21 protein-coding genes and 1 pseudogene are annotated in these 24,600 nt (G+C 70.3%); 8 read left to right on the top strand and 14 right to left on the bottom strand.

What is annotated here, in order from left to right:
• Positions 1–51: 51 nt before the first annotated feature.
• The 8 genes from ACV7NM_RS35135 to ACV7NM_RS35100 all read left to right on the top strand — a co-directional run bounded on the left by ACV7NM_RS35135 (position 52) and on the right by ACV7NM_RS35100 (position 12,088).
• Positions 52–2,637, top strand: coding sequence for a lantibiotic dehydratase (locus ACV7NM_RS35135; RefSeq protein WP_463414461.1), 2,586 nt, complete (start codon positions 52–54; stop codon positions 2,635–2,637).
• On the top strand, positions 2,631–3,659 hold the full coding sequence (locus ACV7NM_RS35130; protein WP_463414460.1) for a hypothetical protein: 1,029 nt from the start codon (positions 2,631–2,633) through the stop codon (positions 3,657–3,659). The genes ACV7NM_RS35135 and ACV7NM_RS35130 overlap by 7 nt, the downstream gene beginning before the upstream one ends.
• Position 3,660: 1 nt before the next feature.
• Positions 3,661–5,202, top strand: coding sequence for a hypothetical protein (locus ACV7NM_RS35125; protein WP_463414459.1), 1,542 nt, complete (start codon positions 3,661–3,663; stop codon positions 5,200–5,202).
• Positions 5,199–7,082 carry a YcaO-like family protein gene (locus ACV7NM_RS35120; protein ID WP_463414458.1) on the top strand — a complete coding sequence of 628 codons (1,884 nt, stop codon included), beginning with the start codon at positions 5,199–5,201 and terminating at the stop codon, positions 7,080–7,082. The genes ACV7NM_RS35125 and ACV7NM_RS35120 overlap by 4 nt, the downstream gene beginning before the upstream one ends.
• A 230-nt stretch (positions 7,083–7,312) precedes the next feature.
• Positions 7,313–8,701, top strand: coding sequence for a hypothetical protein (locus ACV7NM_RS35115; RefSeq protein ID WP_463414457.1), 1,389 nt, complete (start codon positions 7,313–7,315; stop codon positions 8,699–8,701).
• On the top strand, positions 8,698–9,720 hold the full coding sequence (locus ACV7NM_RS35110) for a thiopeptide-type bacteriocin biosynthesis protein (protein ID WP_463414456.1): 1,023 nt from the start codon (positions 8,698–8,700) through the stop codon (positions 9,718–9,720). Before ACV7NM_RS35115 ends, ACV7NM_RS35110 begins: the two co-directional genes overlap by 4 nt.
• Complete coding sequence (locus ACV7NM_RS35105; RefSeq protein ID WP_463414455.1) at positions 9,717–10,442, top strand: ATP-binding cassette domain-containing protein; 726 nt, start codon at positions 9,717–9,719, stop codon at positions 10,440–10,442. Before ACV7NM_RS35110 ends, ACV7NM_RS35105 begins: the two co-directional genes overlap by 4 nt.
• Positions 10,433–12,088, top strand: coding sequence for a DUF6297 family protein (locus tag ACV7NM_RS35100; RefSeq protein ID WP_463414454.1), 1,656 nt, complete (start codon positions 10,433–10,435; stop codon positions 12,086–12,088). The genes ACV7NM_RS35105 and ACV7NM_RS35100 overlap by 10 nt, the downstream gene beginning before the upstream one ends.
• A gap of 299 nt (positions 12,089–12,387) precedes the next feature.
• Here the strand turns inward: ACV7NM_RS35100 and ACV7NM_RS35095 are convergent, their stop codons facing one another.
• The 14 genes and pseudogenes from ACV7NM_RS35095 to ACV7NM_RS35030 all read right to left on the bottom strand — a co-directional run bounded on the left by ACV7NM_RS35095 (position 12,388) and on the right by ACV7NM_RS35030 (position 24,575).
• Positions 12,388–13,326, bottom strand: a complete 939-nt coding sequence (locus ACV7NM_RS35095; RefSeq protein ID WP_463414453.1) for a Ku protein — start codon at positions 13,324–13,326, stop codon at positions 12,388–12,390.
• A gap of 37 nt (positions 13,327–13,363) precedes the next feature.
• Positions 13,364–13,465, bottom strand: a pseudogene (locus tag ACV7NM_RS35090) (ATP-dependent DNA ligase); the annotation flags it as partial.
• Between the two features lie 250 nt (positions 13,466–13,715).
• Positions 13,716–14,495 (bottom strand): alpha/beta hydrolase, encoded by a 780-nt coding sequence (locus ACV7NM_RS35085; RefSeq protein ID WP_463414452.1) that lies wholly within the window; start codon positions 14,493–14,495, stop codon positions 13,716–13,718.
• Positions 14,492–14,881, bottom strand: a complete 390-nt coding sequence (locus ACV7NM_RS35080) for a hypothetical protein (RefSeq protein ID WP_463414451.1) — start codon at positions 14,879–14,881, stop codon at positions 14,492–14,494. Before ACV7NM_RS35080 ends, ACV7NM_RS35085 begins: the two co-directional genes overlap by 4 nt.
• 33 nt (positions 14,882–14,914) lie before the next feature.
• A complete protein-coding gene (locus ACV7NM_RS35075) occupies positions 14,915–15,667 on the bottom strand; it encodes a 2OG-Fe(II) oxygenase family protein (RefSeq protein WP_463414450.1) in 753 nt (250 codons plus the stop codon).
• 678 nt (positions 15,668–16,345) lie between these two features.
• Positions 16,346–16,966 (bottom strand): dTMP kinase, encoded by a 621-nt coding sequence (gene tmk / locus ACV7NM_RS35070; RefSeq protein ID WP_463414449.1) that lies wholly within the window; start codon positions 16,964–16,966, stop codon positions 16,346–16,348.
• Positions 16,967–16,996: 30 nt separating this feature from the next.
• The gene (locus tag ACV7NM_RS35065; protein ID WP_463414448.1) at positions 16,997–18,025 is read right to left on the bottom strand and encodes a diiron oxygenase; all 1,029 of its coding nucleotides are present in this window, start codon (positions 18,023–18,025) and stop codon (positions 16,997–16,999) included.
• 33 nt (positions 18,026–18,058) lie between these two features.
• Positions 18,059–19,315: an MFS transporter gene (locus ACV7NM_RS35060; protein WP_463414447.1), complete on the bottom strand. Its 1,257-nt coding sequence runs from the start codon at positions 19,313–19,315 to the stop codon at positions 18,059–18,061.
• Positions 19,312–20,457 (bottom strand): hypothetical protein, encoded by a 1,146-nt coding sequence (locus ACV7NM_RS35055; protein ID WP_463414446.1) that lies wholly within the window; start codon positions 20,455–20,457, stop codon positions 19,312–19,314. Before ACV7NM_RS35055 ends, ACV7NM_RS35060 begins: the two co-directional genes overlap by 4 nt.
• An 87-nt stretch (positions 20,458–20,544) precedes the next feature.
• The gene (locus ACV7NM_RS35050; RefSeq protein WP_463414445.1) at positions 20,545–21,231 is read right to left on the bottom strand and encodes a deoxynucleotide monophosphate kinase family protein; all 687 of its coding nucleotides are present in this window, start codon (positions 21,229–21,231) and stop codon (positions 20,545–20,547) included.
• Entirely contained in the window at positions 21,218–22,405 is a 1,188-nt protein-coding gene (locus ACV7NM_RS35045; protein ID WP_463414444.1) for a glycosyltransferase, read from the bottom strand. Before ACV7NM_RS35045 ends, ACV7NM_RS35050 begins: the two co-directional genes overlap by 14 nt.
• Positions 22,402–23,460: a glycosyltransferase family 2 protein gene (locus ACV7NM_RS35040; protein WP_463414443.1), complete on the bottom strand. Its 1,059-nt coding sequence runs from the start codon at positions 23,458–23,460 to the stop codon at positions 22,402–22,404. The genes ACV7NM_RS35045 and ACV7NM_RS35040 overlap by 4 nt, the downstream gene beginning before the upstream one ends.
• A gap of 33 nt (positions 23,461–23,493) precedes the next feature.
• Entirely contained in the window at positions 23,494–23,784 is a 291-nt protein-coding gene (locus ACV7NM_RS35035; protein ID WP_463414442.1) for a PqqD family protein, read from the bottom strand.
• Positions 23,781–24,575, bottom strand: coding sequence for a hypothetical protein (locus tag ACV7NM_RS35030; protein ID WP_463414441.1), 795 nt, complete (start codon positions 24,573–24,575; stop codon positions 23,781–23,783). The genes ACV7NM_RS35035 and ACV7NM_RS35030 overlap by 4 nt, the downstream gene beginning before the upstream one ends.
• Positions 24,576–24,600 lie beyond the last annotated feature (25 nt).

The raw sequence follows: 24,600 nt of genomic DNA, 5'->3' as shown, positions 1-24,600 counted from the left end.
GGCCGGGCCCATTCCCTGCAGGCCGGGCAAGCCAGAAGGGCATCGCCTGCCATGCGGCGATTCGTCGCGGCCGACACGGCCGCCACACGGGTCAATCCCCTGCCGTACACCCCGCTCGTACGGCCGCAGACCGCCGCCGCGTGGGACTCCCTCGCCGAGACAGCGGGCCGTGCCCTGGCGGCGGCACGCCGCGCCGACCGCGTCCTCGCGGAGTCTGCCGGCCGCGCCTGCGCCCCGGCCGCATACCTGCGCACCCGCCGCAGGATCCGCGACAAGCCCCTCACCCCGCTCACCGCGCCGGCCGCCGATAACGCCGCGGTCCGCCTCCCGGCTGTCGCCGACTGGCAGACGGCCGCCGCCACGTACCGCACACTGCTCGAACGCGCCGCGCACGACCGCACGACGGCGGCAGCCCACGAGCGGCACGTCCTGAGCCTGCTGTGCGTCGAGGCCGACTTCGCCTCCTCCGTCGAGCTGATCAGCCCGCACCTGGGCGCCGCTGTCCGGCGCTACGCCGACTCCGGCGGCGACGCTGCGCGGGCCGACCGCAAGTCCGAACCCCGCATCACCGCTTACGCACTGCGGGCCATGACCCGCACCAGCCCGCGGTCCCGGTTCACCGCCGTCGCCCTTTCGGCATCCGACCAGGCCGCGGGAGCCACCCCGGCCGCCGCCCGCTGGGCCGCCGCGCCGCCCACCGTCGCGCTGCGCACGGTGGAAGTCCAGCGCGGCGCACTGCTGTCCGCACTGGAACCCGAGCCGCGACCCGGCTGCCCCGTGCGGCTGGCTCCGCTGCTGCCCGCCGGGCCCGACGAGCTGGCGTTCATGGCCATCACCCCGGCCCACCCCCGACCGCGCAAGGTGACCCTGCGCCGGGGCCGGGAACTCACCGAACTCACCGCCGTCGCCCGCTACGGCGTCCACGCGTGGGAGGAGTTGGCCGGGCGGCTCGCCGAGGCTCTCGGCTGCCCGGCCACCCGCGCCGAGCAGGTCATGCGCGCGGCACTCAGCGCCGGACTGCTCGGACCCGCCCTGCCCGTGGACGACCAGGACCCGCACTTCCTGACGGCATGTCACGACGCCCTTCCCGAGGCCCCGGCCGGAGACGGGGACGCGGACGGCGGCTTGCGCGCCGTCGTCGCGGAACTGGCCGAGACGACCGCGCTCCTCGCCGGCGACACCCCGGCCGACCGACCCGCCCTGCACGCCCGGTTCCGCGCCGCCGCGGCCCGACTGCCGCACGCCGAGGCGCTGGGACCGCAGCTGTACGAGGACGCGGTCGCCGCCCTGCCGCCCGTACCCGGCCCCGAGGAGTCCCCGGCCGCCGCGGCGGCGGCCCTGCTGCCCGTCCTCGGCGCCTTCGACCTCAAGGCCGACCTGCGCATCGGGCTCCAGGCCGCGATCCGCGCCCGAGGCGGGGCCGTCCGGCTCGTCGCGGAGGCCGAGAACCTCGCCGCGGACGCCGCCCGCCTCGCCACCTCCGCCGCCGCCGGGGACGACGTACTGCTCGACCCGGCCGGCCGGACGGCGATGGCGGACCTGTGGGCTTACCGGCGGCGCGTGCTGAACGACCTGGCCGACCTGTTCGCGGCGGCCGTCGCGGCGGGGGACGGCGCCGACGCCGTCATCGAGGACGAGCACCTGCGGGCATGGGCCGCCGCCCTGCCGGACTGGCTCCACGCGGACGGAGCCTCGTACGCCCTCATGGCCCAGTACGCGGACGGCCACTGGGCGGCCAACGGCTGGTATGGGGGGTACGGTGCCACCGCCGCCCGGTTCCTGGAAGCCGACACCGCAACGGGCGGTGACGCCACCACCCGCCTGCGCGCCCGGCTGCGCCGCGTCCTGGGCCCGGCCGTCGCCGAGGACCGGGCCGCACACGGCTTCAACACCGGCTGCCACCCCCCGCTCCTCGACGAGGAGATGACCGCCCGTGATTGGGCGGGCACCGTCCTCGTCGACAAGGGTCCGACCGGCCGGCTGCGCTGGCGTACCCCGCGCGGCCTGCGCCCGATCACGATCGGCTCCACCCGCTGGGACCTGCTGCCCTCCCCCAGCCGGATCGCCCTGTGGCTCCAGGGAGGCGGTGTGATCGCCTGCATCTACGACCACGTCTTCCGTGAGCGTGCCCGCCCCGACGCCGACGGGGTGATCGCCGTGCCCCGGCTGCGCCACGGCGACCTGGTGCTTCAGCGCCGCCGCTGGTACCTGCCGGACGCCACGGTCCTGACCGGCGCCCACCGTGGCTCGGTCGACGACCTGCACCGGTTGGTGCGGTTGCGCGCCGAACACGGCGTCCCCGCACGGTTCTTCGTCAAGCAGCTGCCCGAGTGGGAGCGCGGCGAGGCGCTCGTGCCCGACGTTGCCTCGCGTCCCGTGTCCCAGCCCAAGCCCCGGTACGTGGACAGCTCCGGGGTACTGGGCCTGGCCTCCTTCGCCAAGGACGCCGCTGACTTCACGCACCCTTACCTGGAGGAATGCCTGCCGGGCCCTGCTGCGGGCCACCACGTGCGCGAGGCGGTCTTCGAGTTCGACCTCCCCGAGACGGACACGGCCCGCGCCGACACCGGATCCGACGCCGGGGGCGGCGCCCGTCCCCGTACCCGCTCCGGCCGACAGGAGGGCCCCGCGTGCTGACGACCCTGCGCGTCCACGACTACCGTTCCGACACGCTGCCGTTGCTCACCGAAGGGGCGCTGCCCCTGGTCGCCGCCCTCGCCACGAACCCGGCGCTGGAGGTGTGCTTCCCGACCCGGCACTGGGACGGCGGTCCGCACCTGGCCGTGCACCTGGGGTACGGGGCCCCCGCCGCCGACGTCCTCGCCCGGGCCCGCGAACGGCTCGCCGAGGTTGCCGGGCAGGCGGCCGCCTGGACACCCCAGGAGTACGCGCGCCGGGCAGGCGCGCTCGCCCGGGCCGAGGGCGTGCCGGTCCGGCACGAACTTCCCTACCCGCACGGCTCGGTGCTCGTCTCCACCGACCTCGCCGTCCCGGGCCCGGTGACGGCCGTACGGCACCGGTTCCTGACCGCGCTCGCCCGCGAGCTGTCCGGCCTGCTGCCCGCCGACACGGCGGCCGCCCGGTCCCGGGCCACCGGCACCGCCCTGCGCTGGATGGCAGGCCTGACTGCTGCCTACCCGGGCGGCGCGCGGTTCGGATCCCTCTCCTTCCACTCGCACGCCGAGGCCTTCCTCGCCTCCCGGCCCGATGGCGAGGAGCTGCGGGCCCGATTCGCCGCCGCGGCCGAGCGGTACGCCCCGCAGACCCGGCAGCTGGTCGACAGCGCCCTGCACCGGCCCGACACGCTACCCGGGCACGCCGCCTGCTCCACCGCGCTCGCCGAGCTGCGCGAACCACGGCTGCGGAACGACCTGGAGGAGCTTTTCCGGGGCCCGGCCGGCCCCGATGAGGGTCGGCCGGACGCCGCCGGGGCGACACCGAGCGAATTCCACCGGCGGCTCGCCGAACTCGGCTTCACCGAGCGCACACCGCCCGCCTTCCAGGCGTACCGGGCCCTCGTGAACTGGCTCTACGAAGCCCTGCAATGGCTGGGCGTCACACCGATCAACCGATACCTCTACTGCTACTGCCTGGCCCACGCCGTCGACGACCGGCTCGGCGAGAGCTGGCAGGACCGACTCACAGCGAGGCCCTCCTGACATGCGCGTGAAACTCCGCCCCAGCACCGTGTACGGGGCCTACCGGGACGGGGTGTTCGTGCAGACCCCGCGCGGGGCCTTCACCCTGCGCCTGCCCGCACCCCTGGCCGAACCCGCCTGCGCCTGGATCCGGGCACTGGAGGAGCCGCGGACCACGGCCGACCTGGTGGCCGCGGCCGGAAACCCGAAGGCGGCGCCGTTCATCGAGCGGGTCGTCGCCCAGTTGCGCGCACAGGGAGCACTGGTGGACGCGTACGAGGGGCCGCCCGGCCTCCCCGAGGCCGCGGTGGTGTACGTGGAGAGCCACGGCGACGACCCCGCGGCCGCCCTGCGCGCCCTGGCGGCGGCCGAGGTGACGGTCGACGCCGCATGGCCGCAGGCAGTGGTGGCCGGAACCGCCCTCGCCGCACGCGGCGTGCGCGTACGGGCGGCCGGCGGATCGGAGGAGGCCGGCCGGACCGCCTCCGGGGCGGCGGCCGTCACCGGTCCGGGACTGGCCGTGCGGGTGGAAGCGGCCGGAAGCCGCCTGTGGGTCGTCTCCTCCGCGCTGGCGTCCGACCCGGCGGCCCTCACGGTGCTGCGCGCCAGGCTGGCGGGAACCCTGCCTGCCGGTGCGCCGCCGGTGCCGGACCCCGCAGCCGCCGACCTCGCCGCCCAGCTCGCCGCCGAGCAGGCCTTCCGGGAGATCACCGGACTGGCCGGCGCCGGTGCGCGGACGGTGCACGTGGTGGACTCCCGTCCACTGGGCTGGCGCTCACTCGATCTCGCCGACGGCGCCAACCCCGACGGCCGGGACGCGGCGGCGCTGCTCGGCAGGCACCGAACGGACACCCCGGCCGACTGGGCGCAGCTGCCGGCGTGCCTGGCCCGCGTCGTCCCCGGGCCCGGCACGCCGGACGGCCGCGCCGCGGCGGGCTGGGGAGCCACCGGCGGTGAAGCCGACGACGCGGCGCTGCGCGCCTTCCTGCGCGGCACCGACCCGGCAGGCGGCGCCGGTACGGCAGACGGCGCGGCACTGCTCGACGCGGCGCTGCGGCTCGCAGCCCTCGACCGGGAGGCGGACGGCAGCACGCCCTGGCACGAGGGCGACGCGGGGCGGCGACCGGAAACGGACGGCGCCTCCTGGCGGTACCGCCTGCACGAGGCACCGGGCGGCCTGGTGTGTGCCGAGGTCGCGCTGACACTGCCCTTCGGGGCGGACGGCGAACGAGCCACCAACCGGGACGGCGACGGCACGGCCGGACGGCCCGCACCGTGGCACGGCACGGCCTGGGGCCGGAACCGCGCGGCTGCCTTGGACGCGGCATCGGCCGCCGCCCGGGCCCGCGCCCAGCTCGCCGCACACGACCCGGTGCTGGCGCAGGCGCTCGGTCCCGACTGCCGCATCGCCGAGGACCTGGCGACCTCGGTACAGCCCCACGACTTGGCCGCCGAACTGCTCGGCCACACCGTCGGGTTCCGGCCCGCCGCCCCTGACCCGCTGCTCGGCGCGCACCCGATGGTGCACGGCACGCTCGTCCGCGACGTGCGGGACGACCGGTGACCGGGCGGCTCGCGGTGCACCCCGCGACCACGAAGCACTGGCCGGAGGTCTCCGATCTGCTGGCCGAACTGCTCGCCGGGCAGGACGCACTGGTGGCGCTGGTCGCCGGCCACGATGCGGACTGGGAGCAGCAGCGGATGGCCGAGGCCGACGGGCTGGGCCTGCCCCTGCTGCCCGTGCGGCTGTGGGGCGCCGACGTGGAGATCGGACCGCTGTGGCAGCGGGACACGGCCGCAGGCTGCCCGCTGTGCCAGGTCTCCGCCCACCTGCGGACACGCGGCATCACCGACCCGCCGCGCCGCCTGTCGGCCGGCCCCGGCCTGGCCCGGGCGGCGGCCGCCATGCTGGCCGCCGCCTGCGAGCTGGCCCGCCGGCAGCCGCCGGGGCCCGGGGAGACGGTCGTCGTGGGGCCGGCCGGCACGTCCCGGCACCGGGTGCTGCCGCAGACCGGCTGCCCGGGCTGCGGGGGCGAAGGCCTTGCGACGCCTGCCCCGGACAGCGTCGCCGACGTCGGCCTCGACGCCGATCTCGACTGTGGCCCGGACCCGGCGCTCGACGAGGCACTCCGGCAGGTGCCGGGGCCCGATCTGTCCGTACCGACGCTCACCGCACTGCTGGTAGACAGCCGCTACGGCCCCGTGATCGGACTCCAGCCCGTTCCCGACAGCCCGGCCTCCCTGGTCGCGGCCGTCCACGCCCGGCACGGCAAGGCGTCCGAAGCCGCCGGCTACGGCCGCGGCCGCACCATCGCCGCAGCCTCCCGCTTGGCCATGCTGGAGCGCCTGGAGCGCTCGGGCTCGGAAGCCGTCGTCAGTGCGGCCCGCCCGCTCCGCGCCGCGTACCGCGAGCTGCCCGGCCGCGCCCTAGATCCGCGCCGCCTCGGTGACCTCGCACCGGAGCAGTATGAGCACCCCTCCTGCCGGGTCGACCCCTTCTCCCCGGGCGACGTCCTGCGCTGGATCCCTGCCCGGGTGTGGGGCACGGACGAGGACTGCTGGGTACCGCTGGAGGCCGGCTCGTACCACGTGCACCCCGAACCCCGCCCCGGGCAGCGGTGGGGACGCGTGCTGTACGAGTCCTCCAACGGGTGCGCGCTCGGCGCCACCCTCGACGAGGCGGCCCTGCACGCGCTGCTCGAACTCCTGGAGCGCGACGCGTTCCTGCTGACCTGGTGGGCGGGACGGTCCGTGCCCCGGATCGACTGGAGTTCGGTCACCGACCCCACCACCGTCGAACTGCGCGCCGCGATGCGCCGGGCCGGCTACGAGGTGGACCTGCTGGTGCTGACCCGGGACGTGCCGGTGCCTGCGGTGTGGGCGCTGGCCCGCAACCCGCACTCGCCGGACAAGTACAGCCTGACCACGGCCGCCGCCCACCCCGATCCGGCCGAGGCGGTTCGCGCAGCGGTCGCGGAACTGGCCCCGTTGGTCCTCGGGGACGTCGTCGCGCCCTCACCGGAGCGGGCCCGCAGACTGCGCGCGGACCGCTGGAGCGTCACCGACCTCGACCACCACATCGAGTGGTACTCCGTGCCCGAGGCCGCCGACGCCTTCAAGCCGTACCTGACGGGGCCGTCCGTACCGCTGTCCGAGGCGTTCCCGCACTCGCCACTGCGCGGGGCCGCAACGCTCGGCCGGGCCCGGCAGCTGATGCTGGGGCTGCTCGCCGACGCGGGGATGGACGAGGTTCTCGTCGTGGACCAGACCGGGCGCGAACACCGGGCCGGCGGACTGCGCGCCGTACGGGTCCTGGTGCCCGGAAGCGTCCCCCTCGCCTTCGGCTTCGCGCACCAGCGGGTGCTCGGCCTGCCCCGGCTGCTCGCCGCGGCAGGAGGGCGCCGGCTGTCCCTGGACCGGCTCACGGTCCACCCCTTCCCGTGACCAACGGGCCGAACCGGGCCTCTGCACCCCGTTCGGCAGCGGCCCCGTTCCGGGGTTCCCCGCCCGTCCCCGCCCCCTCTCCTCGTCCCCGCCCCCGTCCCCCTCCTCGTCCTCGTCCCGCATGAAGGAAGTGGCTGCCCTCCGTGGTCGTTGCGCCCCCTCTCCCTCCCGCCCCCGTGCCCGCCTCCCCGGCCGAACCGGTCCGCCCGGCCTCACTGAAGGCGATCCTCATGGCCGTGCCCTCCGGTGACACCCGGGTGGATCCCGAAGCGCGCCCCGAGAGCCAGCGGGTTCGCGCGGCCGCCGCAGCCCTGGCGGCCGACGCGATCGGCAGCGGGTTGCCCGCGCGCTGGGACCTGCTGGCGCGGACCCTCTGGCCTGCCGAGGCGCCCGCCTCGGATGTCTCCCTGTACGAGGTGGCCGCCACCGTCTGCGCCCCGGTGCGCTTCGAGATCGACAACCCGTACCCGGAGCACCGCACGTATCCGTCGCCGCGGGCCAAGTTCCCGGTGCGCCTGGTCGCCCAGGAAGGCGGCGTCGGCCGATTCCCGCTGCCCGAGGCGGGCGACGCCCTCGCCGTGCCCGCCGTCTCGGCGGTCCAGGCGGTCCAGGCCGGGACGGGAAGGCTCGACGGCGAAGGTGATATGGGCTGCGAAGAAGCCGACCACATCAGGACGTTCGCGCTGCCGGAGGCACTGCCGTCGTTCTACGGGCCCCTGCGCACCGTCCTGACCGGCCTGGAGACCGGTCACGTACTGGCCTCGCTGGCCCTGTTGGGCAGGGCGCTGGGGCGCCCGCTGACCGTCGCCGGGCCGTCCGCCGCCACCGAGGCATGGGCCGAGCCGCTGCCGGGCACCGCCGTGCCCGGATACGTCATGGCCCCCGAACCGCCCTCCGCACCGGACCGGTTGCCGGACCACGGGGCGGATACCCGGCCGACGGCCGCTGCCGCACCCGAGGCGTCCGCCGGGTCCGGTCCGACGACCTGGAACCGTGTGGTCTGGGACCGCAACAGCGGCCGGGCCCCGAGCGGTATCTCCGGCTTCACCGGCGCCCACCGTCCGACCCCCGCCGCGCTCTGGCAGGCCACCCTGCACACCCTCGCGGGTAGCGACCGGGGCCTCGGCACGCTGCGGTCCGCCCGCTCCGCCCTCGGCCTGTTCTGCTGGGTGCGCGACGTGGCAGGCGTGGCGGACGGCTGCCACGAGATCGGCTTCGACGGCACGTCCCACCGCGTGGGCGACCTCGCGTCCGCGCGCGGCGCGCTCCTCGTGGACTCCACCGCCGCACCCGGCCTCGCCTTCGAACTCGACGCGTGCAACCTGGTCTGGCTCGTCACCGCCGACCTGACCGCCGCCTGCCGCACCTCGAACGCGCCCGCGCCCCGAGTGGCCGCCGACCTGTTGGCCGCCGCGGGCTGGACAGCCCAGCACCTCTCGTACGCGATGGCCGCGCACGGCCTGTTCGCACGGCCGCTGCGCAGCTACGACGCCGAGGCCGCCGGCGCCGCGCTCGCACTGGGACCGGACCGGGTGCCGGTCTACCAACTGGCCTGCGGGCCGAACCGGTTCACCGAGCCCGCCCTCGACGTCCGCCGCTCCCACGGAGGCTCCGCGTGACCACCCCCGCCCCCAACCCCTCCGGCTGGCTGTCCTGGCACGTCCACGTACCCGCCGACGCCGAGGGCACGGACCGGCTCACCCCGATGGTGCAAGAGCACCTCGCGACGCTGATCGGCAGCCTGAGCGCGGCCGGGCTGCTGCACCGCTGGTTCTTCATCCGTTACTGGGAGGGCGGGCCGCACCTGCGGATCCGGCTGCTGCCGAGGCCCGGTGCCGGACCCGCCGCCACCGCCGACGCGCTGGACGGGGCGGTGCGGCGGGCATTCGCCGACGTGCCCGCCGACGGCCACGACCCGGAGGGCTTCCTGGCATCCATCGGCGGCCTGGCCGCGGCATCGGCCGCCTCCGACCCGACGGTGGACCGGCGGGTGGCCGCGACGGTGCTGCCGCCGGGCGTCCACGCAGCCGTCTACGTACCGGAGACCGACCGCTACGGCACCGGGGCGGCGTTGGAGGCCACTGAGGAGGTGTTCACGCTCTCCAGCGAACTGGCCCTGCGCGCCACCGGATCCGGGCTGGACGAGCTGCGTCTGCGGCTGCTGGGGATCGAGGTGCTGCTCAAGGCGGCGGCGCTCGCCGAGGTCCGGGCGCCGGAGGGCGGCGAAGCCGATCCTGTACTGAGCCAATTGCGGCGCCACGCCGCGTACTGGAGCGGCTGGTCCCGCTCCGCGCCGCGCGAGGTGTTCCCCACGACCGAGTTGGCGCGGCGCGCCGCCGACTGGGCCGAACTCCTCGTGTCGCGCGGGCGAGTGAGCGCCGCGGCACTGACCGCGCGGTCCTCGGCCGTGTCGCCCTGGGCGGCGGCACTGGCCGCCCTCCCGCCGCCTGGGTCCGCCGTACCGGATCGGGCCGGTCACCCGGCCGCCGCCGGGGCCCGGTCCGGGCTGCTGATCTCCCACACCCATATGACCCTCAACCGCATGGGTATATTCGTGCATGATGAATACATTCTGGCGGAAGTCGCTGCCCGGCTCCGCGCCACGGCCCGTACCGACACCGAAGGGGGAGGGGCGTGACTGACGCCGCCGCGGACGACTCCCGGACCACTGCCCTGCTGCACGCCCGGGACATCCATGTCGCATACGCCGACGAGACGATCCTGGACGACGTCAGCCTGACGCTGGAGCCCGGCCGCTGCCTGGCCCTCGCCGGCGCCAACGGCTCCGGAAAGTCCACCCTGTTGCGCGTGTGCGTGGGCCGCCAACAGCCCGACCGGGGCGAGGTCCACTTCGCCGGAACCGCACCGCGCGAGGCCGACGCCGCCTTCCGACGGGACGCCGGACTGCTCCTCGACGGTGCCGAATGCTTCCCCGACCTCACCGTCGCGGAGCACATACGGATGGTCGCCACCGCCCACGGCCTGGGCGCCCGCGCCGCCACCGCCTCCGACCGGATACTGGCCGAACTCGGCCTGGACCACCGCGGCGACGCCTTCCCCGACGCCCTTTCGGCGGGACAGCGCCAGATGCTGCTACTCGCCTCGGTGTTGGTCCGCCCGGCCCGCCTGATCGTCGTGGACGAACCCGAGCAGCGCCTCGACACCGCCGCCCGACGCAGGCTGGCCGCCGCGCTGCACACGGCCAAGGCCGCCGGCACGGCGGTCCTGCTGGCCTCGCACGACCGCGCCACCGTCGAGGAGGCCGCCGACCGGGTGCTGCTCCTGGACCGGGGCCGGGTGGCCGCTCTGGGCACCCCGGCCGAGGTGACCGGCCGGGCGGAGGTCTCGCCGTGGCGGTGACCACCGAACGCGCCGGTGAGCAGGGCGACGCCACGGCCGGGGCCTTGGCCGACGTGGCGCGGGCCCGACGGCAGCGCGGTGCCGGTCGGCACCGCTTCGACGACGTGTGGACGTGGGTGTGCGCGGCCCTCTCCGCGCTGGTCGTGCTCGCGGGCCTGGTCCAGTCGGCGCCGGGCATCGGCCACGGACTCGGCTGGTCTGGCGGACCGGCCGCCCGCGCCGTGGTGGTCGGCACCACCCTGCTGCTGTTCGCCGGCCAAGTAGCCCTGTGCGTACGGCTGGGGCCCGTACTGCTGAGCACCGCTGAGATCACCTGGCTGCTGCCGCTGCCCGGGGACCGGGGCCGACTGCTGCGCCCCCGCCTCGTGCGCGCCGTCGCCGTCGCCTGCGGGGCTGCCCTGCCCACCGGGGCCCTGGCCGCCGCGCTCGCACTGGGCGCACAGGGCGAGCCGCGGGCCGAAGCCCTCCCCGTGATCCTCCTCGCCCACCTGGCGCTGGCCTGCCTCGCGGTGGGCCTGGGCACCCTGGTCGAGGCCCGACCCGCCCTCGCAGGTCGGGTCCGACTTCTCGGCGGGTGTCTGGCGGCGGTCGGAGCGGCCGTGCTCGCCTTCGGGGCATCGGCGCCCGCCGTGACCGAGGTCGCGGCCTGGTCCGGCCCTTGGGGCTGGGCCGGCGCGGCCACGGCCACGGCCGCCGGACACGGCTCCCCGACGGCCTGGGCGGCTGCCCTGGCCTGCCTCGCCGCGTGCACGGCGGTCGTCCTGCGCGCCGCCGTCCGGGCCGTCGCGGACATCCCGACGGACGCGCTCCTCGCCCGCGCCCGCACCGGGCGGCAGGTCGCCCAAGGCGCAACACTGCTCGACCTGCGCGCCCTGACCCTCGTCCTGCAGTCTGCGAGCGGCCGGCGCCGGCGGGCGGTCCGCCTTCCGATGCCCAGCGCCCGCTGGGCTGCACCCCTGTGGCGGGACACCGTCGTCCTGCTGCGCCACCCCTGGCGGCCGGTCCTGGCCTGCGCCGCACTGGCCGCCGGCTTCGCCCAGTTCCGCGTGGTCGCCGACTGGCTGGCGGAGCCGGCGCACGGCCCGGCAGGCCCCCTGAAAGCGGCGTTCATGGGGCTGCTGCTCGTCGTACCGCCGTACCTCGCGGCGGTCGCGCTGGCCGAACCCGCCTACCAGGACACCGACCGGCCGCGCCGCGCCCTGCTGCTGCCGATGTCGCCTGGCGTCCAGGCCGTCGCCCACCTCGCGGTCCCGGTGGCGGTTCTGTGGGCCGCCGCCGGCGCCGGCCTGGCGCTCGCCCTGCTGCCCGGACTGCCTTCAGGACCGCTCACCGCGTACGCCACGGCACTGCTGGTCGCAGTACCCGCACTCGTCGCCACCATCCTGGTGGGCGCCTACCGGGGCGCTCCGCGCTACGACTTGCTGGCCCTGTCGCTCGACTGGTACGCGGCCGTGCCGTTCGTCCTGTGGCGGCTGGCTCCCGCACTGGCCGCGGGATTCGTGGCGGCGCCCTACCTGTGGCACCTGGCGTACGCCCCGTCCACCGGCCCGGACGAGGACACGCTGTGGCTGGCTGTCCGCTCCGCCGCCGTGCTCGCCTGGGCCGTCCGCCGCATCGGGCGCCAGGCCCGCGACCTGTCCGGCTGAGCCCCGCCACGACATCGCGCCGTCGGGAGGAACGGTGCGCGAGTACGGCGGGCAGGCGCCGGTGCCGCGCGGTGAACAGGCCCGTGGAGCGGACCTTCTCCTCGATCAACACCCTCTTTTGCCAGTACGTCGCCGGCTACACCGCCTCCAACACCGTCCAGCGCGGCCGCGACGTCGAGAAGGAGGCCTGCTGGACCGTGGCGCAGCTCCAGGACCTCCTCGACGAGTGGATCACCGCCGGCTGGCAGCCCCGCCCCCACGAAAGCCTGCGGCACCCCATGACGGCCAGAGCCGCCCTGTCACCGAACGAAATGTGGGCAGTCCTCATCGCCGCCCACGGGTACACACCCATCCCGCTGAACAGACGCGACTACATAGCCGCGCAGCTTGCCTGCGGAGTCGACGGCGAGGACCGGGTTGTAGTGGGTGGAGTGCGTGGGGCCCAAGGGGTCATCTTGGAAGCCGACGAGGACGCCGGCCTTGGCCGTCTTGAACCAGAGTTCGACGGTCAGGAGTTTCGAGGTGGAGAGCGTGGTCTCCGGTAGTTCAATGTAGGAGCCAGTGTCGTTGAAGGAGGCAGCCTTGTTGGCGGTTGCGGTGAGCGCGCCGTCGCTGCCGAAGGCAACGTCGCGGTAGCGGGCACTGTTGAGGCCCGTACGGGAGACCGCTTCGCTGGCCGCGCTCTCCCCCTCGGCCTCGTTCAGCCGCCAGTAGGAGACCGGGTTGGCATCCAGCACAGAGCTTCGGTATTGGGAGCCCGATGTGTACTCGTACAGCGAGCATGCGGTGGTGGAGTTCGGTGGGCACACCTCGAAATCGGTGCGTGTGCCTCGACCGGGCATCTCGCTGAGATCCCTCCCGGAGAGGGTGTCCGCGAGCACGACCGCCGCCTCGACCGCCTCGTCGAAGACCTCCACATCCGGGACGTCGACGAGGGAGGCGTCCCGAACCTCGTCCGGCCACCGCATGCCGTGCAACACGATCACGTCGTCCAGCACCCTGAGCGGCCCGAGCCGCTCCCGGTCGCGCATCGCGAATTTCGCCACCGCCACCTTCGAAGACCGCTGGAGCGCCCGGCGCAGCAGTTCGTACGGGTTCGCGGCGACGCCCTCGGCGGCCAGGTAGTAGGAGGCGCCGTTGCGGATCGGGGAGAGGCTTTCCGTGGGTACGAACGCGACGATCTCGATCGCCTTGGCCGTGGGTAGGGGAAAGGACGTCCAGGTCCAGCAACTCGACACCCTCCTCCTGCAGGACGTCGAAGGCGATGAAGAACGCGGGCAGGGACGCGGCGAGCTCGCGCGCGGTGCGGCCGCGGGCGGCGGTACGGCGTTGCAGTCCCTCGAACGACAACCCATCCGCCTTGGTGTCCCAAACCACCAGCTCACCATCGAGGACCAGACCCTCCGGCCGACTCCCCAAACCGGGATGAACTCCGCAAGCGTCGGATTCTGCCCGGGATCTCCCGCAAGGGCTGTCTCGACATCAAGAACGTCGCACCGGACTCCACGATGTCAACGTCTCTTGCCTGCAGCCTCATCTGCTGGTGGCGACTCAAAAAGGCCCCTTCATGGCCCGGTTACGAGCTCTTTAGAACTTCGCCGGTGGATTACTGCTGGGCCTGAAATTTCTACACTGAGGCGTCCTCTTGTCCAACTTTCTCCGGATGTAGGACTGCACTCTCCCCGACCAGCAATTCGTCGGCGCAGCGTCTCACCCGTCTCAAAAGGTCGAGCCGAGCCGTGTGATCCTGGAAGAGGTGATCTCCCCTCTCCACAACTTCGACACCGATCCCTTCCTTCTGAAGACGCGAAGCGCGCAAGGCACCACGGTCCTTACACCCGAGGATGACTCGGACAGGGATACCGCGGGCTAGTAGGGCTCCCCGTGGGCGGCACCTACTCAGATCTTCAGCGAAGTCGGGCGGCAGATCATGCTCTGCTTCCCTGGCCCAGCGAGGTGGCCAGGGGCGAGCGTCACCGTCCGCCAGATCGCTCGAAATGGCGATGACTCCGCAGGTCCGAGGCTCACTGAGTGCACCCTGCGCCGCCGCAATAGCCCCTAGGCTTATCCCACAATGGATCAAGGGCAGATCGGCATATTTCTTCAGGTGAACCCCTTCCACAACCACACGAACGTCCTGTGCCATTGTGGAGACGGTCGGCTGTCCGGGCGCGATGGACGAGTCGCCGCAGCCTCTGGCGTCGAACCGGACAACGGCGATCCCCGACTCGGCGAGCGTCTCGGCGAGCTGGCGTTGCAGGCCGCCAGGGCCCAGCATGTCACCTGTCAGTCCATGGCACATAATAACGAGGGCGCGCGGGTTCACCGGTGCATTGAGTGTGCAGGCAATCCACTCGGTGTCGCCCAACTGGGTCAGGAACTCCGACGGCGTCGTTTCAATCCTCATGGCACGGGTGCGGGTTCCGGTCGCCGGACTACCAGTACCGCCTGGGGCTGCGGGGCATAGAAGCGGTCAATGAGGTCAATCTCGGCTTCATTGCAGTTCCAGACGATCTTCACTTCAGAGTTCATCTTGACTGGATCAAACGTACAGAGCAGCGCGGTAGTGCCCAAGCCGACCGTCGAGCCGACCCAGATGTCGATCCCGGATTCATCTCCGCCGTCGGTCTCTTCTACATAGCCGTAATCAAGTGGATACACATACTCCGGCACTTTGGGGTGCCCTGTGCCACCTGCACGGTCAATGACGATCGATCCTCCCTCGACGACACGGTCGAAATGCTCCCAGATCGACATCCGCGCGTACTCGACGACTTCTTCCTCAGATAGCACCCTGCCTGCGCCTTTCTCTGATGATCTCGCTGCTCACACCTGGTCTTGCCGAGTGGCCGTCTTCGGGCCGGTCACAGAGTGCGCGAGGACTTTACTGCGCGGCAGCCGACCGCCTTCGACGTAGTAGCGGCAGGTGGCCGTCGCCCGCGCCCCCGGGGTGTCAGCGGCCAATGGCGTGGTCCAGTGAACGAGCTCGGCGTGCTTCATAACCAGGAGGTCCCCCTGCTGCAGATCAGCCTCCGTACCGTCTTCGAAAACCAGGGTGCCACCGTACTCTGCGGGGGGCGCGGCAACGCAAATCATGATCTGGTAGTCGCCAGTGGTGTCATTATGAGGTGCGATCGAATCGCCGGCGGCATACCGGTTAACCCAGCGCCGTGTAGTGATGGTGTTCTCGGCGAAGCCGGAGATCTTCGCGATCCCAGCAATGAACCCAGGGGCCAGACACAGCGCTGAAAAGGGATCCTTGGCCGCTGTCTCGGCCAGCGGAAGGTACTCGTTGTCGATGAGATCAATTTGCCACTTGCCCTCTGCAGCTTCCACCCGCTCGGTCACGATGGTGGTGCGTTCACGTAGGAACAGGTCGAGGTCGGCACAGATCTCCTTGGAGAGAAATCCCTTGAGGTGCCCGATGGAGGTCTCAGCCACCTGGGCGGCGAGCCCTTCCCGCGCGTCCCGTATCCGATCTCCGGCGGCCAGGACCTCTGTCGCTATGCGCCAGCGTGCGGCTGCGTCCTCTTGACAGAGATAGTCGGCAAAACTCTGCGCCTCGTCACTGGTCCACATGGTTCGTTCGTTCCTTACTGTAAGAAGACGGTCACACGCAGAGATTCAGCATGCGTGTGCAGAGTTCCGCCCGTTGCGTGCGTGTCAGGTGCGTCGGCTCGTCGAGGAACCACGTATGTGCTGGGGCCGGCGCCTGATGGGCGCACCGTTCAAGTTCCCACAGGACCTCAGGGACGTACTCGATCCCGCCCGCGCAGCGGGATTCGATACCAAGGTCCTCGATGACCACCTCGAAGTTACCCCGCACATGGTCCGCTGGCCTGAACGGTTGGCCGACGCCGACGGCGCCCAGCAGTCGGCGTACGGTCTCTGCGCCCGCAGGCCGCACTGCGACCAACTCATAGTCTGCCGTCGCCGGTACGGTCAGCGCGGATGCACCACGAGCGACCACTATGATGCGGTTGGCTATGGTGCGCAGATAAGCGATCGCTGCTGCGGCCTGTCGCCGCCACTCTAGGGGCGATTGAACCCCTGAGTCGTTGCCACATCCGGACATCTCGGGTCGTAGGCAGGCGATGCCTTGCCCAGCCAGGGCACGGGCCAATTCCGCCCAGAGATAGTTAATGCCCGAGCGGGGCTCCCCCATCCCGGGAAGGACCAGCACCGCCGTATCCCGCGTGCCTGCATGCCACAGGACCGGTCGCTGGAGGCCTGGGACTCGGACGAACAAGGGGGCGGTCATAGAACACCGGCCAGGGAAGCAATCGAGGTCGCCACGACGTCCTCGACGGGTGCGGTGCCGTCGATGTGTGACACCTCACTCGTCCGGGACAGCACGTAATCGAACTCTCGGGCTGCCTTGTTAAGCACCGGGAGTTGGTCAAAGACGCCCTGCGAACCCCCGCGCGTGGCGATACGCGACAGCGCCGTGTCCGGGTCCACCCGTATGTGGAGAGTGTGGTCAGGGGTGGGCAGAGCGTCGAGGAGTGGCGCTACCGCCGACAGGTCGATCCCGAAGACCGCCTGGTTGGCAAGGTGGGAGGCAAGGTACCGGTCGCAGACGACCGTACGGCCCTCGGCCAGAGCTGGAATCACCTCATCGGCCACCATCCCGACGAAGGAGTACGTCAGGTGCACCGCATAGACGTCCAGGCGGGGCTGCATGCCAGCGGTGGCCGTGCCGGACAGTCGGGCCGCGCTCTTCAGGCGTGCCAGACCCGGCTGTCCGGCCGCAAGCGGGCGGAGTACGACTGCGGTCCGGCCCTCCTTGCACAGGTGGTCAGCCAGTCGGGCGGCGACGGTGGACTTGCCGGAACCGTCGATCCCTTCGACCACAATGAGTCTGCCAGGGTTGCTCACGTCGACTCCCGGTTCGCATGTTCGTGCTGTTCAGAGCCCATGCCGCAGGAACTCCTCATCGACTTCTGGGATGTCCCGGACTCCGAGGGCCGTGAAGTGACGGACGGTTTGGCGTGACGTGTCGACGGCAAATTGCGTCACCGCTTCCAGGGGGAACGTTTCCTCGGTCACCTGGACCGCAGCGTCACGTGTGAGGCCGTATGTCATCAGTTCGGACTGTACGGCTGAGCGGTCCGGGTTCAGGAAGGCATGGATCAGCTGCGGCACCAGCAGGCCGGCGGCGCGACGCTGGGTCTGCGACAGCTGGCTGTACAGGTAACGCAGGAACATTGCGAAGTAGGTGTGGTGGCGTCCTTCGTCCATGGCGTGGTCTTGGACCACTTGCCGGACGGCTGGCACCAGGGACTCTTCGTCAGGCAGTTGGCTGATGGTTGCCGAGATGAGGGTCTCGGAAACGATGACGAACAGCATCTCCGCCAAGGGCCGTGTCTGTGGGTCAAGTGGCTCCTGGATCTCGTGGAGGCGTCGCAGGAAGTACGGCTGGTCGGGCAACAGCGGCTGGACGCCAGTGTGGCGGACCGTCTGTTCCATGAGGTCAGCCGAGAAAAGCCCGTGATACGCCTCATCGCAGTAAATCTTGTGTGCGTCCAGTCGCATCTGGGCAGGAACGTCGACCCCCGTCGTGTTGTAGGCGATGGCCAGCACGGTGCGGTTGACGACCAGGTGCTCCAGCTTCATGGTGAAGTTGAGGTACCGGTAAAGGTGCTGGATGAGGATGTGGTCCTGCACCTGTGCGGGCAGCGCCTTCACCAGAGGGTGGCTGGCCACCGGAACAAGCTTTGGTGAGAAGTACTGCTTTCCGTCGTCCTCGTCGGCGATGAGCCGCCTGGGCATGGAGCGCACACTCGATCGCTCGTACCAGCTGCGGAACGGGCTCGAGTAGGACTCGTCCGCTGGCTCAGGCGGCGTGTCTTCCGTGCTCACCGCGTCCAGGATCTCCTGCTTAGGGCAAGCGAGCGCCAGCTCGCAACCCACGAACAGCCCGATAATTCCACACATAGCTGACTGCCCTCCTCTCTCCCCGATTCGCTATCAACTGACAGCAGCGCTCGCGTTGTGGGCGGGGCTCCGCTCTTTGCGGTCCTCCGCGTGGAGCAGGACCGCCGCTCCGAGTCCCAGGACGGAGCCGACTGCCATGATGATCAGGGCCGGGGTGGTATCGGTGCCGGCTAGACCGAATGTGAGCGGCGGCCCGCAGAGCAGGCCGAGACTGTAGGCGAAGGAGATGGCCGCGCCGTAACGTCCCTTGAGGTGTGTTGGGCTGAGCTTGGCTGCCAAGGGTTTCAGGCTGGGGGCGACCAGCACTTCAGGGAGGGCAAAGTAAGCTCCGTAGCAGGCGACCAAGCCCCAGCGCAGTGGGGAGCTGTGGTCCTGCAGACACACCGCCAGCAGGGGGATGCCTGCGCCCCACAGGACGAAGGCGAGGGCCAAGGCCTTCGGTGCCTTGATTCGCTGCGCGAAGACTCGTGCCCGCCCTCCGATGATGAAGACCGTTACCCCGTTGGTGGCGATGAGCACTGATGCCATGGCAGCCGCGTCGGCGACGGATGCCTGCAGTAGGGCAGGGACGACCGTGTCCAGTTGCGCCAGAGCAAAGGCGACCACGCAGAACTGTACGAGCAGCAGCGGAACGAACCGCCGGTCGCGGTACGGCGTGAGTACGGACCCGGGGCGCATGCCGCTGGCTGGTGCGGCCTTGGGGGTGCGGAAGGTGGTTCCCCGGGAGATGTAGGCCAGAACTCCGGCGAACAGGAGGAAGCTGAGCCCGTTGGTCATGATGAACCAGCGCAGCATGTTGTCGCCCATGCCGCTCACGAGAACGCCCGAGAATAGTGCCGGGACAGCGACGACGAGGTTCGCCACCCGGTGCTGGGCGGCGAAGATCCGCGGGAGCGCGTCAGGTCCCAGGACTCTTTCCAGGAAAGCGAGTTGGCTGCTAAAGAACAGGTCGTTCGACAGGCCGATGAGGACTGCGCTGGCCAGCGGCCAGGGCCAGTGCGTAAACGCCGAGAGAGCCATCCAGCCGGTTGCCTGGCCCGCCATCGCCAGGAGCAGCATGGAGCGCGAGCCGAACCGGTCGACCAGGTGCCCCGCGATAGGGTTGAACAGCAGACCCGTCGCGGAGAGCGTACCGAAGTAGATCGCGAGCTGGCTGGAGGTCAGGTTGCGGGCGCTGCTGAGGTAGATGACGGTGAGGGGTAGCACGAGGCCGTTGCCTATGGCCGAGAGCATGTAACCGCCGAGGTACGCCCGCATCCGGCCGTCCCACTGAGTTGCTGCTGTCGTCATGCGCGGATCTCGAAGGGGGCGGGCGCAGCCGGATAGCGGTGGCTGAAGCAGGGCTTGGCGATCCGGACGTCCTCGTAGCGGTGGCGGTTCTCCGCAGGGTCTTGGGTCCGCAGCTTGGTCTTGCGGAACTGGTCGAGGTCGATGCGCCGGCCGGAACCCACCACAATTTCGGGCAGGCGTGTGGGGTGGACGCCAATCTGGACGCGCATCTTCTTCAGGTACTCGATCTGCTTGATGATGCAGTAGCTGCAGTCGAGGCAGACCTCAATGTTCTCCGACCACGCGAACCAGGACGATGTCGCTTCGAGTTTCCGCTCCCCGGTTGGGATGGTGAGCAGGTTGTAGTTGCTCTTGAGGTTCTCGATGAATATTTCTGCGCGGGTCAGCATGCGCAGGAAGTTGATGTCGCCGGTCGTTCCCTCGGCCAGGATGATCTGGTTGTCAGACACGGCGAACTCGTAGCCGAGTTCGGCGACGACTTCCAGGTTCCTGGGGGCGCTCAGGTCGTGAACCCAGCACTCGGTGCCGTGAAGGTGAGCGGCTGCGCAACTGGTCTTATGGAAGCTGCGCACGTCGGCCTCGTCGCAGTAGGCGACCAGTTGATCCTCGACGGAGATGTGGATGCGTTTCTTCTTGTACGGGTCGTGGAGTCCGCCGAGGACGAGGTGCCCAGTGTGCTCGGCGGCCACCTCGACGAAGCGGCGCAGCGTGGCCGGGTCATCGTTCTGCCCCCGGATGATGGGGCGTGTGAAGACCAGAGTGTTCGGGAATAGGGCCTTGAGCTCCTTGATCATCCGGACTCTGTCGTCGAAGGAGATGCCGCCTTCGTCGAGAGCGGTCAGCGAGTAGTACACGACGATCTGCTGGAGGTGGGAGACGGTCTCGAGCTTGCGGAGCACCTCAGGGTCCGGCCCTGCCTTGGTAAAGATCGCCAGGGGGGCACGGTGCAACCGCAGTTCCTGCAGCTTCGCGATGGTGTTGTCGACCTGTTCGGGGATGAACGGGTCGCCGTAAGTGTCGTTGATGGAAGTCGGGATGGACTGTGCCCACTCGGGCGCTCCCGGCGCAAGCGTCATGACGGGATCACGGGTGATTTCTGGGGCGTTGATGATGGTGAGCGGAAGGTTGGTTGTGGTGGTCATGCGGCCTCCTAGGCCAGAGCGTGCATGAGGCGTAGCTGGACGTGCGGGACCGCTCGATGCGCCCAGTCGGGGCGCTCAACGACGGATCTACCGCGAAGGGATCGCGCGCGCCTGGTCGAGCACGTAGCGGGCGACGTCCTTGAGATCACCGCTGTTGTTCACGGTGATGTCGTGGGGCAGGGCCGAGGTGATGGAGGTTTCGGTGCTGTGTTTGTCTGACGCGACGTCGTGGCCGCCGTCCCGCGCCAGTAGTCGTCGTCGCCGGACGTGGTCGTCCACGACCACGTGGACGGTGTGGAAGCCGTGTTCCCGAAGCAGAGACAGCTCGTCGGGATAGCGGCAGTCCGTCACATAGACCGGGACGCTCTCGGGGATCTCTTCGAGCTGTGCGACCATGCGCCGGGTCCAGTGGAGGGGTTCCTCGCGGCGTCGGACATCGGCACCCCACCACTGGAGGAGTTGTCGCGGCAGGCCGTAGCGGGGAATGCTGCCCGCCAGGGACTTCTGTGCCGCGATCACTCGCTCGACGGCCTCGGCCGCAGTATCTGCGTCCACGTTGAGGCGCTGCTGCACTGCCTCAGCTGCCGCGCCGGGGTCGGCCGCATGTGCACTGACCTCTTCAGCCAGCGCCTGTGCCTCCGCGACGACATGCTCGCCGAAGGTGAGTTTTCGGGGTGTGACGCCGAGCAGAGAGTAGACCGCGCATGCCACGCTGTCCTTTCCGCTGCCGCTGCGCCCGGAAAAGGCCAGGCGCAGTTGCTCAGACCGCGGCACGGCAGTCGATCCGTTCCGGTATCAGCCAGCCCTCCCGGCAACCGCGAGCGAAGGCGAGATGATGGGCTAGTCCGGCGTAGCCCGTGACGGTCTCGAAGTACAGCGGGTGCAGCGGGTCGACCTCCAGTCGTCCGACAGCATCCTCGGTCAGGAACGGTGGGAAGCGCCGGGCCGCGTCGAGGAAGAAGGATTCCGCCTGGGCGTAGTCGCCTCGGGCCTGGGCGACTACGCCCCGGTTAATGACCGCGTGGAGGAGCGTCGGCTCTGCCTCGATCACCTCGGCGAACGTCAGGTCAGCCGCATCGAGATCCCCGTCCGCGGTCTGGCAGACGCCCACCATGTTCTTCAGTGAGGCATCCCCGGGCCGCAGCGACAGGCCCTTCTCGTACGCCTGCCGTGCTTTTTCGGCCTTCCCAGCAGCTCTCAGAACGTGCCCGTGAAAGGCCCAGACGGTGGGATTGCTGCTGTCGATTCCCAACGCCTTCTCGCTCCACTGCAGGGCTTCATCGAATCTGCCGAAGAGCCGCAGGTTGAGACCTATGTATCCCGTGAGTACGGCGTCATCCGGTTGGTCGGCAAGCTGCTCATGCATCAAGGACATGTATCGGATGGCCTTGGCATCACGCGCGGAGCGCGGCCGGGCGTGGCCGATGTGCGTCAACAGGGCAGAGCTGTGGGTGATACCCCAGTTGTCGCGAGCGAGCGCAGGCTTCACCGACTCATTGATCTTGCGCTCGTACCTGATCTGCGGACTGGAACGGAAAGCCTTGAGCTCACGCCCGGTGTAGAAACCCCCGGTCGGGAAGAAGTTGTAGCGCAACAGCGTGATCCCCCCGACCTGCGGGCCGGCGGTCTCGATGGCCTCCCGCAGGGGCTCCACCTGCCCGGTGTGCAGCCGTTCGTCAGCGTCCAGGAACAACACCCAGTCGGCGTCATCCACCAGGGACAACGCGTGGTTGCGGGCGGCGGAGAAATCCCCGCTGAAGGGGAAGTCCGCGACCTGGTCCGCCAACTGTTCCCCGATGGCCCGCGTGCTGTCGTGGGAGCCGGTGTCGACCAGGATCAGCTCGTCGCAGATCTGCCGCATAGAACGCAGACAGTCGGCAAGGAAGCGCTCCTCATCCTTGGCGATGACGCAGCCGACGATCCGGGGCGGGATTCGGGTGTCGCTCACTGCACTGGCTCCTGGTTCGTGATGCGCTGGTGCCTCTCCACCATCGACTGGCCGACTTTTTGCCAGGCAGCCTCAGGGAACAGAGCGATGCGCCGTGTCTCGGGCAACGCCGCACAGGCTGCGGCAAGGGTCGGCGAGGGGTGTGAAGCGATGACGTAGACAGTGGCGTCGGGATCAGACAGAGCAGGCAGCCGCCGTAGCTCATCGAGTCCAGCCGTGTCTTCAAGCCGGGTGACGACCGCGTGTGGCGAGTGGGCGAGCGGCCCCACGAACTCCTGGAACGCCGCGAGAAAGTCACCACCCTTGGACGGGTCAAACACGTCCGAGAGAAGTCCGTACGCAGCGGCTCTAGGGTGCCGTTCCACCAGACGGTTCAGGTTGCTTCGCCAGCCCTCGAACCGCTCGGGGGTCATCGTGCGATCGTGGTACTGGTGGTCGCTGTCGACTCCGAGGGCGAAGGACCAGATAGCACCGGCGTCATCCAGCCGTAGACCGAGTTCGATGTCCTCAAGTCCCCATCGATGGAAGGCCGAGTCGAACACGTCACCGTTGGCCAGCGGTACCTGACCGAGGAGTTCTCGGGGAACGGAGAGGACACAGGAGAAGCACAAGGCCCAGGGTGCGGGATGCCGGGCAAGGTTGTACGAGTAGACCTCGCCGAGGAGTTCCCTGCTGTCTCGCCGGGGCTGCTTCACCACGCCTAGTGGCGGCTGCAACTGTCGTCGCAGCCCCACGAGGACCAGATTCTGCTGCACTTGCTGATGCGCGGCTGTCAGCGCATCAGGGAAGCTGCGGTCGACGACGATGTCCGCGTCGAGGAAGATGATCCGCTCACCGGAGGCAGCACGGATCCCCGCATTGCGTGCGGTCGCCGGCCCCTGGTTGCTCGTCAACCGGATCACGCTGCAGCCGTGGGCCGCGGCAACGGCCGCGGAGTCGTCCGTGGACGCATCGTCCACGACGATGACCTCGCAGTCGGAGCGACCGGCCCATGGGCGCAGGGTGGCCGGCAGCATGGGGGCGCGATTGTGCGCCGGGATGATCACTGAGTACACGAGCCACCTCCGCTTGTGCGGCGCACGAGGGCGTTACTCATCGTCGCTCCGCAGCGTCAACAGATCATGCTCGACCAGTTCCATAAGGGCTTCGGCCGTGTCGTTGACGGCTTCGCCGACCGGCACGTCGTACTCTTCAGCAATCAGTGCGCCGAGATCGCGAATGGTCCGATTCCCGTCGATCATCTTCCAGATGTCGAGGATGACGCCTTCCAGTTCGAAGACATGTTCCGGACCGGCTACGGTGAGCTTCCCCCGCGACTTCCTGATCCGGAGGTCAAGCCTGGGCACGGGCACCGAGTTCGCAAGAGCCTGGTGGCTCATGGGCGTTCCTCGATCTCGACCTCGAAGGCAACCTTGCGGCAGAACATGACGACTTCCTCAACCCACTTGCCCGGGGCCGTGGGGTCGAGGGACTGCATCGACTCCAGGGCCCAGTACTCGTCAAAGGAGATCTCGGGCGGCGCCGCCATGCGGTAACGGCGGGCCCGCCACTTCGGGCTTCCGCCGAACTCCTCGTGACTCGCGAGGAGGGCATCGACGGAGAACCCGAAGGCGATCCGGGCGGACAGCACCGCGCTTTCGATGTCGCCGCTCTCCATCTGGCCGACGGCATCTTCGACCGCGACATCGGCGAAATTGAGCCCGCGCGCCACCAGAGAGGCACGGTAGGCGGACGCGCGCAGGTCGGCCACCCGCCCGGTGAGCCACTCCTCGCCCGAGATCGCGCGCGCATAGGTCAGGCGCTCGAGGAAGTCGATTTCGTAGGAGGTCAGCCGACCACCAGCGATCTGTCCGGTCTCGTACTCGTCCCATGTGACCTTGGACAGGACCTGGTCAACCTGGGCGTCCATCCAGTACTCGACATCCCAGCGGCACCCGTCGACGGTCAGGATCTCAACAGAGAGGGTGTCGGGACGCAGCGCGATGGGGTGCGGGTTCGTGGTGGGCCGCTGCCACTGTTCGTCGCCGGTGATGACGTAGATGTTCAGGTTGCTCGCGGCGTTGCCCCATCCCCGGACACGCGACCCGGAGAGGTACACCGCCTTGTACGTATCCGGCAGCAGTCCATGGGTGCGGAGATCTTCGAGGGTAATCAGGGGAGTATCACTCATGGTGCTTCTTTCGGTACGTCGAAGG

The sequence above is a fragment of the Streptomyces sp. Tek67B01 genome, assembly GCF_055231995.1.
Note: the sequence above shows the minus strand (reverse complement) of the source record. Positions and strands in the feature narration are given on the sequence as shown.